6 protein-coding genes are annotated in these 16,689 nt (G+C 59.7%); 2 read left to right on the top strand and 4 right to left on the bottom strand.

The features are described 5' to 3' along the window. Nucleotides 1-2: 2 nt before the first annotated feature. The 4 genes from araD1 to chvE all read right to left on the bottom strand — a co-directional run bounded on the left by araD1 (nucleotide 3) and on the right by chvE (nucleotide 4,951). Nucleotides 3-998, bottom strand: coding sequence for an AraD1 family protein (araD1, locus tag ACO6TG_RS23290; protein WP_422375374.1), 996 nt, complete (start codon nucleotides 996-998; stop codon nucleotides 3-5). A gap of 4 nt (nucleotides 999-1,002) precedes the next feature. Further along, on the bottom strand, nucleotides 1,003-2,247 hold the full coding sequence (gene mmsB / locus ACO6TG_RS23285) for a multiple monosaccharide ABC transporter permease (protein ID WP_422375373.1): 1,245 nt from the start codon (nucleotides 2,245-2,247) through the stop codon (nucleotides 1,003-1,005). A gap of 13 nt (nucleotides 2,248-2,260) precedes the next feature. Next, a complete protein-coding gene (mmsA, locus tag ACO6TG_RS23280; RefSeq protein ID WP_422375372.1) occupies nucleotides 2,261-3,775 on the bottom strand; it encodes a multiple monosaccharide ABC transporter ATP-binding protein in 1,515 nt (504 codons plus the stop codon). 96 nt (nucleotides 3,776-3,871) lie between these two features. Next, complete coding sequence (gene chvE / locus ACO6TG_RS23275) at nucleotides 3,872-4,951, bottom strand: multiple monosaccharide ABC transporter substrate-binding protein (protein WP_422375371.1); 1,080 nt, start codon at nucleotides 4,949-4,951, stop codon at nucleotides 3,872-3,874. A 155-nt stretch (nucleotides 4,952-5,106) separates the two neighbouring features. On the opposite strand from chvE, the gene ACO6TG_RS23270 reads away from it, so the two are divergent. Both ACO6TG_RS23270 and ACO6TG_RS23265 read left to right on the top strand, forming a co-directional pair. Continuing rightward, nucleotides 5,107-6,063, top strand: coding sequence for a LysR family transcriptional regulator (locus tag ACO6TG_RS23270; protein ID WP_422375370.1), 957 nt, complete (start codon nucleotides 5,107-5,109; stop codon nucleotides 6,061-6,063). A 475-nt stretch (nucleotides 6,064-6,538) separates the two neighbouring features. Next, nucleotides 6,539-16,657 (top strand): LamG-like jellyroll fold domain-containing protein, encoded by a 10,119-nt coding sequence (locus ACO6TG_RS23265; RefSeq protein WP_422375369.1) that lies wholly within the window; start codon nucleotides 6,539-6,541, stop codon nucleotides 16,655-16,657. Nucleotides 16,658-16,689: the final 32 nt, after the last annotated feature.

Below are 16,689 nucleotides of genomic sequence, written 5' to 3'. Positions count from 1 at the left end.
GCTTAAAGCACCTTCACGTGGATGGCAGCCTCCTCGGACGGCTGAAAGACGAGTTTGTTTTTCAACGGCACCCCGAAGCCTGGCGCGGAAATCTCGATTTCATCGCCCTGCCGGCAGGCAACGCCGTCGGCAAAGGACAGCGTCGCGGTTCCAAACATGTGCACATGGACATCCCCCGGCTGGCGAAAGACGTCATACTTGAAGTGATGGTGTTCCAGGTTCGCGAGCGAGTGGGACATGTTTGCTTCGCCCGACAGAAACGGTTTTTCCCAGAAAAGTGCGCCGCCGCGATAGATCCTGCTGACACCCTGGACACTTTCGGGAAGCTCGCCGACCAGCAGCTCCGGACCGAAGGACGCCGGACGCAGTTTCGAATGGGCAAGATAGAGATAGTTCTGGCGCTCCATGACATGGTCGGAGAACTCGTTGGCGAGCGCGAAGCCGACACGGAAGGGCGAGCCGTCTTCGGCAATGACATAGACCCCGGCAATCTCCGGCTCCTCGCCCCCGTCACAACAGAACCCGGGACTGACCAGATCCCCGCCGGGAACAACCGCGGAAGTGCCGTTGCCCTTGTAAAACCATTCCGGCTGGACACCGACATGCCCCGGAGCCGGGCGCCCTTTCTCCAGCCCCATCCGAAACATCTTCATGCTGTCGGTCAGCGGTGCGTCATTAAGCTGAGACGTGGCATGCATTGCGTCACGCGTGGCGGCAGATCCCAGATGGGTCAGGCCGGTTCCGGTGAGGTGAAGATGTGCACCGTCCGGATGGGTGATCGGCAACAAAAGACGGTTCTCGGTGGCAAGCTGTTCCAGATCAACCGCGGCTCCCAGGTCGTATCCACGGATACACTCCGTCAGGGTCTTTCCCGTCTTGATGGCCTCCTGAACAAGGGCATAGGTCGATGGCACGCCTTTCAGCACGCAAGCTTCGCTACCGTTTCGCACAACGACGGCCTGTGCACCGGCATCGTCGCGTATCTGGGAAATCAACATGGCGCTATCCCTGCTTGTTCTTGTTGTAGACGTCGAAAATCACTGCGGCGAGCAGCACCAGACCCTTGATCATCTGCTGGTAGTCGATGCCGATGCCCATGATTGACATGCCGTTGTTGAGCACGCCCATCAGGAAGGCCCCGACCACGGCACCGATGATGGTGCCGACCCCGCCGGACATGGAAGCGCCGCCGATGAACACGGCCGCAATCACATCCAGCTCCAGCGCAAACCCCGCCTTGGGGGTCGCGGTATTGAGGCGCGCGGCGAAAACAAGGCCTGCAGCAGCCGCCAGCACCCCCATATTGGTGAACGCCAGGAAGGTCAGTCGCTCGGTCTTGATACCGGACAGCTTTGCTGCCTTCTGGTTGCCGCCAAGCGCGTAGATCCGCCGTCCGACCGTCGTCGTCTCGGTAATAAAGGCGTAGATGACGGTCAGAACGCCCATGGTGATCAGGACATTCGGCAGACCGCGAAACAGGGACAGTTTGAACATGACGAAGATCAGAGCCGCGGCAATGATCACGTTGCGTGCAATGAAGAAGCTCTTCGGTTCGTCCTCAATACCATAGGCCTTGTTCTGCGCCCGTTGGCGCAATCCGATCCAGACCACCATTGCCGCCGCAGCGATGCCGGTGGCAAGTGCCAGCACGTTGACCTTGCGCGCATCGAACAGGTCCGCGAGCGATGCACCGAGGCCGGCCGGAAAGACGTCCGGCACAAAACCCGTGGCGAGCACCTGAAACTCCTTAGGGAAAGGGCCGACCGACTGCCCCTCGAGCAGCCAGAGCGAGAGGCCGCGAAACACCAGCATGCCTGCAAGGGTCACGATAAAGGACGGGATTTTCCAATAGGCGACCCAGTATCCCTGCGCAGCCCCGATGAGACCGCCGACCACGAGGCAGGTGATGATGGTGACCAATACGGACTGCTCGTGGTTGACAATCATCACGGCCGCAAGTGCCCCGATGAACCCCATCACGGAGCCGACCGACAGGTCGATGTTTCCCGACACGATGACGATCAGCATGCCAAGCGCCATGATGACGATGTAGGAGTTCTGCAGGAGCAGGTTGGTGACATTCACCGCCCGCAGCAGCGTGCCGTCGGTGACAATCTGAAAAAAGGCCATCACCGCGATCAGCGCGAACAGAAGACCGTATTGGCGCAAATGCGAGGAGAGATACTCCCCGATGCTCTTGGTCTTCACGACCGGCGTTACAGTGCTATTGCGTTCTGCCACTTCCATCGCTTTCGCTCTTTCACTCGTTGACTATGAGCGACATGATGCGCTCCTGGGTCGCCTCGGCAGCATCGATTTCACCGACGAGAGCGCCTTCGTTCATGACGTAGATCCGGTCGCACATGCCCAGCAGTTCCGGCATTTCAGACGAGATCATGACCACCGCTTTGCCCTGGGCCGCGAGGTCATTGATGATGGTGTAGATTTCATATTTCGCGCCGACATCGATGCCGCGGGTGGGTTCGTCCAGGATCAACACTTCCGGTGCCGTGAACAGCCACTTGGCCAAAACCACCTTTTGCTGGTTGCCCCCCGACAGATTGACGGTTTTCTGGAAGACGGACGGCGTCCGGATCGCCAGCGCCGCGCGATAGTCTTCCGCCACCCTGGTTTCCTCATTGCGCTTCAGGATGGAGCCGGCGGAAACACCGTCCAGATTTGCCAGCGTCGTGTTGAAACGAATGGTCTCGTCGAGCACCAGACCGAGCACCTTTCGGTCTTCGGTGACATAGGAAATACCGGCGTCGATAGCCCGGTCGACGGTGCTGACATCGACCGGTTGCCCCTTCAGTTTCACGGTTCCGGATATGTTGCGCCCGTAGGAGCAGCCGAAGATCGACATGGCCAACTCGGTACGGCCGGCACCCATCAGGCCGGCAATGCCGACAACCTCACCCGCGCGCACGTTGAACGAGGCGTTTTTGATGACCTTGCGCTCCACATGCTCCGGATGCCAGACGGTCCAGTCTTCGACCTCCATCAGGAGGTCACCATGGGTGCGGCTGTGCTCGGGAAACCGATGGGTCATGTCCCGGCCAACCATGTCGCGGACGATGTCGTCTTCGCTGAGGCCCGCCTTTGCATCGAGCTTGGAAACGGTCATGCCGTCCCGGATCACCGTGACGCTGTCGGCGACATAGCGGACCTCGTTCAGCTTGTGCGAAATGATGATGCTGGTGACCCCCTGCGCTTTCAGTTCAAGCATCAGGTCGAGCAGTTTCCTGCTGTCGTTTTCCTGAAGCGCGGCGGTTGGTTCGTCGAGGATCAGCAACTTGACGTCCTTGGAAAGCGCCTTGGCGATTTCCACCAGTTGCTGCTTGCCGACCCCGATGTTGTCGACCTTGGTGGTCGGAGCCTCGATCAGACCGACCTTGGCCAGGAGCTCTTCAGTCCGCCGGTTGGTCTCGCGCCAGTCGATCATTCCCCTGCAGGCACATTCGTTCCCCAGAAAGATGTTTTCGGCGATGGACAGCTGCGGCACCAGGGCCAACTCCTGGTGGATGATGATAATGCCCCGCCGCTCGCTGTCCGAGATGCCGGAAAATCGGGCCGGCTTGCCCTCATAGACGATCTCGCCGTCATATTGTCCGTGCGGATAGACGCCGGACAGGACCTTCATCAGCGTGGATTTTCCGGCTCCGTTTTCACCGACCACAGCGTGGATTTCACCTTCCTGGACGTCCAGGTTGACCTGATCCAGCGCTTTCACGCCCGGGAAGGTCTTGCTGATATTCTGCATGGAAAGGAGTGCCATTGACCCCGATCTCCGAGTTCGGAAGAAAAGACCCGCCCGTCGGCCCGGAGCCGCGGGCGGGAAGTCTGCTTGGGAGTTTAGGGGAATTCCCCGGTCTTACTTGACCTGGTCAGCCGTGTAGTAGCCGCTGCCGATCAGGATCTCTTCCCAGTTGCCGGCATCGACCGCGACCGGCTCCAGCAGGTAGGACGGCACCACCTTGACGCCATTGTCATAGGTCTTGGTGTCGTTGATTTCCGGCTCGCCGCCTTCCAGCAGGGCGTCAACCATGCCCACGGTGACGCGAGCCAGTTCACGAGTGTCCTTGAAAACCGTGGAATACTGTTCGCCGGCCAGAATGGATTTCACCGAAGGCACTTCCGCGTCCTGACCCGTCACGATCGGCATCTTCTGGTCGCCGGAGCCGTAGCCAACACCCTTCAGGGACGACAGGATGCCGATGGACAATCCGTCATAGGGGCTCAGTGCCCCGTGAAGGGTCTTGTCGGTGTAGTGAGCCGACAGCAGGTTGTCCATGCGCGCCTGGGCGACTGCCCCGTCCCAACGCAGGGTGCCGACCGTGTCCATGCCCATCTGACCGGACTGGATGACAATTTTGCCGTCATCGATCAGCGGCTGCAGAACAGACATGGCACCGTCATAGAAGAAATAGGCGTTGTTGTCGTCCGGAGAACCGCCGAACAGTTCCACATTATAGGGGCCGTCGCCAAAGCGGTCTTTCAGGCCGTTCACGAGCGATGTGGCCTGCTGCACGCCGACCTTGAAATTGTCGAAGGTCGCATAGTAGTCGACGTCACCGCTGTCACGGATCAACCGGTCATAGGCAATGACCTTGATGCCAGACGCCGCGGCATTCTCCAGGGCATTGGAAAGAGTGGTGCCGTCGATCGCCGCGATAACCAGCACGTCGACACCCTTTGTGATCATGTTCTCGATCTGTGCCAGCTGGTTCGGAATATCATCCTCGGCATATTGCAAATCCGTGCCGTAGCCCGCCTCGGTGAACTGCTCAACCATCGAATTGCCGTCGGATATCCAGCGGGCCGAGGATTTGGTCGGCATGGCGATGCCGATGGTGCCCTTGTCCTGGGCCAGAGCCGCTCCACCCAGAGCTGCGCCAGACATGAGGGTTGCTGCTGCCGCGACCGCGACAAGCGCCTTGGAAACCAATTTCATATCGTCCTCCCAGACCGGCTCCCCACCGGCCTCAAATCTATTTCAGGCATGCATGAGTGATGCCGGGGGTTAGATGGGCGAAAAATCACATGACCGTCAAATTATTATTCATTATCATTAAATACCAATTCTGATATGTAACGGACTGACATCACATGAGCCTGGATCTCTTGCGGCGTGGATTGAAGATCTCGCATTTGCGCCTGCTTGCCGAACTCACGCACCACGCGCGCCTGACCGATGCGGCGCAGGTGCTCGGCATCACGCAACCGGCAGCGTCCCGTCTCATTGCCGAGATCGAACGCATTGCAGACGCGGAAATTTATATCCGCAGCGGCAGAGGGATCGAGCTCACGCAGACAGGCCGCAAACTCGCGGAACGATGCGTTCGGATCCTCCAGGAATTTGCCGATGCAGGCCGGGACATTGAGCAGCACAGATCGGGCCAGAGCGGCCATGTCAGCATTGGCTCTGTCACAGGCCCCGCAATCGAGTACGTGCTGCCCGCCTTGCGGCACATCCGCTTGAGCTACCCGGAGATTTCCATCTCGGTTGAAGTCGGCCCAAGCAACACGCTTGCCCCCATGCTGGAGGAAGGGCGGTTGGATTTCTCCTTGAGCCGGGTTCCCGTAGATCAGGATCCGGCACTGTTTGAGGAAAAACCGTTGCTGCGCGAGCCCGCCGTGATGATCGGGCGCATCGGCCACCCGCTCACGCGCACGGCAGCACCGATACCCGCCGATGCCTTCCTGGGATTTGACTGGGTGCTGCCACCGGTCGGTTCACCGATTCGCACAACAGCCGAACAGGCGCTCCGAGACCAGCGCCTGCCACTGCCCGACCGTGTTCTGACCACGTCCTCGTTCCTGTTCACGTTGGCAACGATCCAGCAGACCAATGCTGTTGCCCCCGTTGCCCAGTCCGTGGCCAACAGTTTTGCCACCAGACCGGATGGAGCGGAGGGCACAGTTACCATCTTGAGAGGCGATCTTCTGCTGGAAGTCGAGACCTATTCCTTTCTGACACGCAAGGGGCAGATCCTGACACCGGTGGCACAGATCGTCGCGCGGGAAGTGCTTCGCGCCGTGACCGGTGAAACTGAACTGCCCTGAAAAGGACCTGCAGACACATTGCTTGCCGACTTCTTCAGCCGATTTTCCGGCACAACCGGCCCACAACCGGAAAAAGCTGTCTCAGTAATTGCTCCGGTTAACGATGTGACAAATTCTTTCCGGAAAAGAATTCAAGACAATACAACCGCACCACCCGCCAATGTAGTACTTTTAAAGATGATTTAGACCCGACAAACACCAAAAACGCAAACACGGCAAATCAAAAAAATCATTATAAACAAAGACTTCACTATTAAACCATTCAATACAATTTTACATAAAATATTATCATCCAAATATCATCTAATTATTGTTGCTTTTTCGCCTTATTTGATCAGATTTTTCGCCAAATTGAGGCGAATACATTAAGCCCATAACAACACACCACTGAAATTAATCACTTGGGCACCATACTTTTTAACGCCGTGGGCAAGCCGGCGTAGAGGTTTCTTTTACCTTGCGGGAGGTCAAAATCATGCATTCGACTGCTGCGCCCAGCACCCTTTCTCCTGTCTTTTCCATTGAAGGCGATACTGAATTTTCCGGCGAGAAAGGCGATTATCTCGATGCGGGCAATCCCGATGCGCTTGACCTGACCAACGGCGCCGTGGCGCTTACCTTCAATGCAGACACGGTGGACGGAACGCGTGCCCTCTTCTCGAAGGACGGCTCCGGCTATGACAATGGCGGTCACCTGACCGTTTGGGTCCAGAACGGCCGCCTGCTCGTCCGGCAGCAATCGGACGACAGCACAGAGTACCTGAAGGTTCCGGACCTCTATCTGACGGCCAACACCGACTATCATCTTGCGGTGACCTTCGGCGAAAACGGCCTGATGGTCTATGTCAACGGCCAGCTGGTGGCCGCCGAGCCTGAGTTCAAGCAGGGTATCGACATGAACGAGCGCGCCTTCCTGGTCGGCGCCTCCGGGGCCTGGCGGTCCAGCGACAGCCACACCGCCGCCCAGCAGTTCGACGGCACCATCTCCGATGTCATGGTCTTCGACGAGCAGATTGCAGGTGAAGACATGGCCGCCCTCGCAGGCGAAGTCGATGCTTCCTTCGAAGATGCCGCTTTGACCGCCCTCGCCCAGGACGACCTGATGCCGGCCTTCCAGCAGCTGCATCACGGGTCCGACGAGGCCAAGGCCCTCGCCATGGCCTATGGCTTCAACCATGACGGCGAGCTGACAACAGGTGCCGCCTATCAGGAAGGCACCGATGCCGACGAGACCCTCAATGGCACGGACGAGGCCGACGCCATCAATGCCGGCCTCGGCGACGACATCGTCAACGGCAATGGCGGCAACGACGTCCTGCAGGGCGGTTATGGCAATGACGAGCTCAATGGCGGCGACGGCAATGACGTGCTCGATGGCGGCCATGGCGAGGATATCCTCAATGGCGGGGACGGCAACGATCTGCTTATCTCCCGCTCCGACGGACGCGAGGGACCGGTCGCGGAAGACCCGGACCGCGATGAGGGCGATCCTTACAATGAGCTCACAAACGGCAAGCTCTATCCGGATCAGCCGATCCCGGCAGACGATGTCCTGACCGGCGGTTCGGGGGGCGATGTCTTCTACTTCCAGACGCTGATCAACGCCAAGGAACGCTTCATCGAGGAACACACCAACGATGACGGCTCCATCCGCTGGCACGGGGTGGCAGGCGAGAACGCCAACATCCACGACCACTGGGTCGACATGATCGGCAATGATGTCATCACCGACTTCAACCGGGACGAAGGCGACCGCATCGTCATTGAGGGCCACACCACCAAGATCCGCTCCATCACCTATGGCGACTCTAATGGCGACGGTGTGGTCGATCACACGGTGATTGCCCTCTACTCCGATCAGGGATCAGGGGGCGGTGCCCACAACAATGACGATCTCGGCACCATCACGGTCTATGGCGATCTCGTCACCCAGAACGACATCTCCACATCGGCCAAACCGGCCTATGGCATCGTTCGGTCCATCGCCGATCTGGAAGAGGCGCTAAAGCCGATCGAGATGGGCGAGGAACGCACCGACGCACCGCCACTTCCTGATTTGCCGGATGTGGACGACCTTCCCCTCCCCGAAGGCATGACATCCGTCTTTGCCATCGCAGGCGACAATGAGTTCTCTGGTGAACGCGGGGACTACCTGGAGGCAGGCAATCCGGACAGCCTGGATCTGGCCGATGGTACCATCGCGCTGACCTTTAACGCAGATACCGTGGAAGGAACCCGCGCCCTCTTCTCCAAGGACGGATCCGGATATGACGATGGCGGTCACTTGACCGTCTGGGTCCAGAACGGACGCCTGCTCGTTCGTCAGCAGTCCGACAGCAAGACCGAATACCTGAAGGTCAATGACCTGCTGCTCACGGAGAACACCGACTACCACCTCGCCGTCACCTTCGGTGAAGATGGTCTGATGGTTTACCTGAACGGGGAACTGGTGGCGGCAGAGCCGGAGTTCAAGCAGGGCCTGGACATGAACGAGCGGTCCCTGGTGGTCGGCGCGTCCGGCGCCTGGCGCTCCGATGATGCCCACACCGCCGCCCAACAGTTCGACGGCACCATCTCCGATGTCATGGTCTTCGACGAGCAGATTGCAGGCGAAGACATGGCCGCGCTGGCTGGCGAAGTCGATCCGGCCTTTGCAACGGCTGCCCTCGCCGCCCTGGCCCAGGACGACCTGATGCCGGCCTTCCAGCAGCTGCATCATGGTTCTGACGAAGCCAAGGCCCTCGCGATGGCTTTCGGCTTCAACCATGACGGTGAGCTGACCACCGGTGCCGCCTATCAGGAAGGCACCGATGCCGGAGAGACCCTCGAGGGAACCGAAGACGCCGACGCCATCAATGCCGGCCTCGGCGACGACATCGTCAACGGCAATGGCGGCAACGACGTCCTGCAGGGCGGTTATGGCAATGACGAGCTCAATGGCGGGGACGGCAATGACGTGCTCGATGGCGGCCATGGCGAGGATATCCTCAATGGCGGGGACGGCAACGATCTCCTGATCTCCCGCTCCGACGGACGCGAGGGACCGGTCGCGGAAGACCCGGACCGCGATGAGGGCGATCCTTACAATGAGCTCACAAACGGCAAGCTCTATCCGGATCAGCCGATCCCGGCAGACGATGTCCTGACCGGCGGTTCGGGGGGCGATGTCTTCTACTTCCAGACGCTGATCAACGCCAAGGAACGCTTCATCGAGGAACACACCAACGATGACGGCTCCATCCGCTGGCACGGGGTGGCAGGCGAGAACGCCAACATCCACGACCACTGGGTCGACATGATCGGCAATGATGTCATCACCGACTTCAACCGGGACGAAGGCGACCGCATCGTCATCGAAGGCCACACCACCAAGATCCGTTCCATCACCTATGGCGACTCGAACGGCGACGGCGTGGTCGATCACACCGTGATTGCCCTTTACTCCGACCAGGGCTCCGGGGGCGGTGCCCACAACAATGATGATCTGGGAACCATCACGGTCTATGGCGATCTCGTCACCCAGAACGATATCTCTACATCGGCCAAGCCAGCCTATGGCATCGTCAGGTCCATCGCGGATCTCGAAGAGGCGCTCAGGCCTATCGAGATGGGCGAGGAACGCACCGACGCACCGCCACTTCCTGATTTGCCGGATGTGGACGACCTTCCGCTCCCCGAAGGCATGGCACCCGTCTTTGCCATCGCCGGCGACAATGAGTTCTCTGGAGGGAAAGGCGAGTATCTTGATGCCGGTAACCCGGACAGCCTCGACCTTGCCAATGGCACCATCGCCCTCACCTTCAATGCCGATACCGTGGAAGGAACCCGCGCCCTCTTCTCCAAGGACGGCTCCGGCTATGACGATGGCGGTCACTTGACCGTCTGGGTCCAGAACGGACGCCTGCTCGTTCGTCAGCAGTCCGACAGCAAGACCGAATACCTGAAGGTCAATGACCTGCTGCTCACGGAGAACACCGACTACCACCTCGCCGTCACCTTCGGTGAAGATGGCCTGATGGTTTACCTGAACGGGGAACTGGTGGCGGCAGAGCCGGAGTTCAAGCAGGGCCTGGACATGAACGAGCGGTCCCTGGTGGTCGGCGCGTCCGGCGCCTGGCGCTCCGATGATGCCCACACCGCCGCCCAGCAGTTCGATGGCACCATCTCTGACGTCATGGTCTTTGACGAGCAGATTGCAGGCGAAGACATGGCCGCGCTGGCTGGCGAAGTCGATCCGGCCTTTGCAACGGCTGCCCTGGAGGCCCTCGCCCAGGACGACCTGATGCCGGCCTTCCAGCAGCTGCATCATGGCTCTGACGAGGCCAAGGCCCTCGCGATGGCCTACGGCTTCAACCATGACGGCGAACTCACCACCGGGGCGGCCTATCAGGAAGGCACCGACGCCGACGAGACCCTCAACGGCGGTGAAGACTCAGACGCCATCAATGCCGGGCTCGGCGATGACATCGTCAACGGCAATGGCGGCAACGATGTCCTGCAGGGCGGGTATGGCAATGACGAGCTCAATGGCGGGGACGGCAATGACGTGCTCGATGGCGGCCATGGCGAGGATATCCTCAATGGCGGGGACGGCAACGATCTGCTGATCTCCCGCTCCGACGGACGCGAGGGACCGGTCGCGGAAGACCCGGACCGCGATGAGGGCGATCCTTACAATGAGCTCACAAACGGCAAGCTCTATCCCGATCAGCCGATCCCGGCAGACGATGTCCTGACCGGTGGCTCGGGCGGCGACGTCTTCTACTTCCAGACCCTGATCAATGCCAAGGAACGCTTCATCGAGGAACATACCAACGATGACGGCTCCATCCGTTGGCACGGGGTGGCCGGCGAGAACGCCAACATCCACGACCACTGGGTCGACATGATCGGCAATGATGTCATCACCGACTTCAACCGCGAAGAAGGCGACCGCATCGTCATCGAGGGACACACAACCAAGATCCGTTCCATCACCTACGGCGACTCGAACGGCGACGGTGTGGTCGATCACACGGTGATTGCCCTTTACTCCGATCAGGGATCAGGGGGCGGTGCCCACAACAACGATGATCTTGGCACCATCACGGTCTATGGCGATCTCGTCACACAGAACGATATCTCTACATCCGCAAAACCGGCCTATGGCATCGTTCGGTCCATCGCCGATCTGGAAGAGGCGCTCAAGCCGATCGAGTTGGGGGAAGACCGGGGAGACATCGCTCCACCGGCTGATCTGCCCGATGTCGATGATCTGCCCCTGCCCGATGGCATGACGCCGGTCTTTGCCATTGCCGGTGACAACGAGTTCTCCGGCGACTGGGGGGATTACCTTCAGGCGGGCAATCCGGAAGCGCTTGACCTGACTGATGGCACGATTGCCCTCACCTTCAATGCGGACAAGGTCACCGGCTCGCAGGCACTCTTCTCCAAGGATGGCAGCGGCTACGAAGATGGCGGCCATATCACCGCCTATCTGTGCAACAACAAGCTCTATATCCGCCAGCAATCCGACGACAAGTCAGAGTACCTCAAGGTGCAGAATGTCGAGATCGCCGCGAACACCACCTACCATCTTGCGGTGACATTCGGTGACGACGGTCTGATGGTCTACCTGAACGGCGCACTCGTTGCTGCCGAGCCCGAGTTCAAACAGGGCATCGACATGAATGAGCGCGCTCTGGTGGTTGGTGCGTCGGGCGCCTGGCGCAAGACCGACACGCAAACAGCTGGCCAGCAGTTTGACGGCACCATCTCTGACGTCATGGTCTTTGACGAGCAGATTGCAGGCGAAGACATGGCTGCCCTTGCCGGTGAAGTCGATGAAAGCTTCGAGGCGTCCGCTCTTGAGGCCCTCGCCCAGGACGACCTGATGCCGGCCTTCCAGCAGCTGCATCACGGGTCCGACGAGGCCAAGGCCCTCGCGATGGCTTTCGGCTTCAACCATGACGGTGAGCTCACAACTGGTGCCGCCTATCAGGAAGGCACGGATGCAGGCGAGACCATCGAGGGAACCGAAGGCGCTGACGCCATCAATGCAGGCCTTGGCAACGACACCGTCAATGGTGGCGATGGCAATGATGTCCTGCAGGGCGGGTATGGCAATGACGAGCTCAATGGCGGCGACGGCAATGACGTGCTCGACGGCGGCCATGGCGAGGATATCCTCAATGGCGGGGACGGCAACGACCTCCTGATCTCCCGCTCCGACGGACGCGAGGGACCGGTCGCGGAAGACCCGGACCGCGATGAGGGCGATCCTTACAATGAGCTGACCGACGGCAAGCTCTATCCCGATCAGCCGATTCCGGCAGACGATGTCCTGACCGGCGGTTCGGGCGGTGATGTCTTCTACTTCCAGACGCTGATCAATGCCAAGGAACGCTTCATCGAGGAACATACCAACGATGACGGTTCCATCCGTTGGCACGGGGTGGCCGGCGAGAACGCCAATATCCACGACCACTGGGTCGACATGATCGGCAATGATGTCATCACCGACTTCAACCGGGACGAAGGCGACCGCATCGTCATCGAGGGGCACACCACCAAGATCCGCTCCATCACCTATGGCGACTCGAACGGCGACGGTGTGGTCGATCACACGGTGATTGCCCTTTATTCCGATCAGGGATCAGGGGGCGGTGCCCACAACAACGATGATCTTGGCACCATCACGGTCTATGGCGATCTCGTCACACAGAACGATATCTCTACATCCGCAAAACCGGCCTATGGCATCGTTCGGTCCATCGCCGATCTGGAAGAGGCGCTCAAGCCGATCGAGATGGGGGAAGACCGGGGAGACATCGCTCCACCGGCCGATCTGCCCGATGTCGACGACCTTCCCCTCCCCGAAGGCATGACACCCGTCTTTGCCATTGCCGGTGACAACGAGTTCTCCGGCGACTGGGGGGATTACCTTCAGGCGGGTAATCCGGATGCGCTTGATCTGACTGATGGCACGATTGCCCTCACCTTCAATGCGGACAAGGTCACCGGCTCGCAGGCACTCTTCTCCAAGGATGGCAGCGGCTACGAAGATGGCGGCCATATCACCGCCTATCTGTGCAACAACAAGCTCTATATCCGCCAGCAATCCGACGACAAGTCAGAGTACCTCAAGGTGCAGAATGTCGAGATCGCCGCGAACACCACCTACCATCTTGCGGTGACATTCGGTGACGACGGTCTGATGGTCTACCTGAACGGCGCACTCGTTGCTGCCGAGCCCGAGTTCAAACAGGGCATCGACATGAATGAGCGCGCTCTGGTGGTTGGTGCGTCGGGCGCCTGGCGCAAGACCGACACGCAAACAGCTGGCCAGCAGTTTGACGGCACCATCTCTGACGTCATGGTCTTTGACGAGCAGATTGCAGGCGAAGACATGGCTGCCCTTGCCGGTGAAGTCGATGAAAGCTTCGAGGCGTCCGCTCTTGAGGCCCTCGCCCAGGACGACCTGATGCCGGCCTTCCAGCAGCTGCATCACGGGTCCGACGAGGCCAAGGCCCTCGCGATGGCTTTCGGCTTCAACCATGACGGTGAGCTCACAACTGGTGCCGCCTATCAGGAAGGCACGGATGCAGGCGAGACCATCGAGGGAACCGAAGGCGCTGACGCCATCAATGCAGGCCTTGGCAACGACACCGTCAATGGTGGCGATGGCAATGATGTCCTGCAGGGCGGGTATGGCAATGACGAGCTCAATGGCGGCGACGGCAATGACGTGCTCGACGGCGGCCATGGCGAGGATATCCTCAATGGCGGGGACGGCAACGACCTCCTGATCTCCCGCTCCGACGGACGCGAGGGACCGGTCGCGGAAGACCCGGACCGCGATGAGGGCGATCCTTACAATGAGCTGACCGACGGCAAGCTCTATCCCGATCAGCCGATTCCGGCAGACGATGTCCTGACCGGCGGTTCGGGCGGTGATGTCTTCTACTTCCAGACGCTGATCAATGCCAAGGAACGCTTCATCGAGGAACATACCAACGATGACGGTTCCATCCGTTGGCACGGGGTGGCCGGCGAGAACGCCAATATCCACGACCACTGGGTCGACATGATCGGCAATGATGTCATCACCGACTTCAACCGGGACGAAGGCGACCGCATCGTCATCGAGGGGCACACCACCAAGATCCGCTCCATCACCTATGGCGACTCGAACGGCGACGGTGTGGTCGATCACACGGTGATTGCCCTTTATTCCGATCAGGGATCAGGGGGCGGTGCCCACAACAACGATGATCTTGGCACCATCACCGTCTATGGCGATCTCGTCACCCAGAACGACATCTCCACATCGGCCAAGCCCGCCTATGGCATCGTGCGTTCGATTGCCGATCTGGAAGAGGCGCTCAAGCCGATCGAGATGGGGGAAGACCGGGGAGACATCGCTCCACCGGCCGATCTGCCCGATGTCGACGACCTGCCCCTGCCCGATGGCATGACACCTGTCTTCGCCATTGCCGGCGACAATGAGTTCTCCGGCGACTGGGGGGATTACCTTCAGGCGGGCAATCCGGAAGCGCTTGATCTGACTGATGGCACGATTGCCCTCACCTTCAATGCGGACAAGGTCACCGGGTCGCAGGCACTCTTTTCAAAGGATGGCAGCGGCTACGAAGACGGCGGCCATATCACCGCCTATCTGTGCAACAACAAGCTCTATATCCGCCAGCAATCCGACGACAAGTCAGAGTACCTCAAGGTGCAGAATGTCGAGATCGCCGCGAACACCACCTACCATCTTGCGGTGACATTCGGTGACGACGGTCTGATGGTCTACCTGAACGGCGCACTCGTTGCTGCCGAGCCCGAGTTCAAACAGGGCATCGACATGAATGAGCGCGCTCTGGTGGTTGGTGCGTCGGGCGCCTGGCGCAAGACCGACACGCAAACAGCTGGCCAGCAGTTTGACGGCACCATCTCTGACGTCATGGTCTTTGACGAGCAGATTGCAGGCGAAGACATGGCTGCCCTGGCCGGTGAAGTCGATGAAAGCTTCGAGGCGTCCGCTCTTGAGGCCCTCGCCCAGGACGACCTGATGCCGGCCTTCCAGCAGCTGCATCACGGGTCCGACGAGGCCAAGGCCCTCGCCATGGCCTACGGCTTCAACCATGACGGCGAGCTGACCACCGGGGCGGCCTATCAGGAAGGCACCGACGCAGACGAGACCCTCGAGGGAACCGAAGGCGCTGACGCCATCAATGCAGGCCTTGGCGACGATATCGTCAACGGCAATGGCGGCAACGATGTCCTGCAGGGCGGTTATGGCAATGACGAGCTCAATGGTGGGGACGGCAATGACGTGCTCGACGGTGGCCACGGCGAGGACATCCTCAATGGCGGGGACGGCAACGATCTCCTGATCTCCCGCTCCGACGGACGCGAGGGACCGGTTGCGGAAGACCCGGACCGCGATGAGGGCGATCCTTACAACGAGCTCACAAACGGCAAGCTCTATCCCGATCAGCCGATCCCGGCAGACGATGTCCTGACCGGCGGTTCGGGCGGCGATGTCTTCTACTTCCAGACGCTCATCAATGCCAAGGAACGCTTCATCGAGGAACATACCAACGATGACGGCTCCATCAGATGGCACGGGGTGGCCGGTGAGAACGCCAATATCCACGACCACTGGGTCGACATGATCGGCAATGATGTCATCACCGACTTCAACCGGGACGAAGGCGACCGCATCGTCATTGAAGGCCACACCACCAAGATCCGTTCCATCACCTATGGCGACTCGAACGGCGACGGTGTGGTCGATCACACGGTGATTGCCCTTTATTCCGACCAGGGCTCCGGGGGCGGCGCCCACAACAATGATGATCTGGGAACCATCACGGTCTATGGCGATCTCGTCACCCAGAACGACATCTCCACATCGGCCAAACCGGCCTATGGCATCGTCCGGTCGATTGCCGACCTCGAGGAAGCCCTCAAGCCGATCGAGATGGGTGAAGACCGGGGTGACATCGCTCCACCGGAAAACATTCCGTCTGTGAGCGATCTGAACCTGCCTGCAGGTGTCACGCCAGTGTTTGCGATTGCAGGTGCGATCGAACTCGATGGCACACGCGAAGGCGAGCTCGCCATCCAGCACTCGGACGCGCTTGAAATTGCAGAGGGCACAATAGCCTTCTCGTTCAACGCCGACACGATCACCGGTTACGATGCGCTCTTCTCCAAGGACGCGAGCGGAAACGGCACCGGAGGTCATCTGACGGCGTGGGTCACGGAGTGGGGTGAAGTGAAGGTTCGGTTCCAGACCGAAACCAGCGAGATCTGGCTGAAGGCCAGGGACGTTGTCGAAGCCGGTACAGAACACGATTTTGCCTTCACTTTCGGCGATGACGGTATCTTCCTGTTCATGGACGGCATTGAAGTCGCCAGCGACGAGGAGTTCCGGTCTGACTGGCTTGGCAACGAGGAGTTCCTGATGATCGGTGCCAATGGCTGGGGCAGCCCGTCAGGCGAGATCGGCTGGACCGGTAATCACTTCGACGGCGATATCTTCAACTTCACGGTCCTTGATGAACAGCTTGGTGCCGTGGAGGTCAGGGACGAGCTCTTTGCCTGATCCGCAATTTGGCGAGAGGTAAGCCTACGGAA

It is taken from the genome of Roseibium sp., from assembly GCF_965233565.1.
Taxonomy (GTDB): Bacteria; Pseudomonadota; Alphaproteobacteria; order Rhizobiales; family Stappiaceae; genus Roseibium.
Note: the sequence above shows the minus strand (reverse complement) of the source record. Positions and strands in the feature narration are given on the sequence as shown.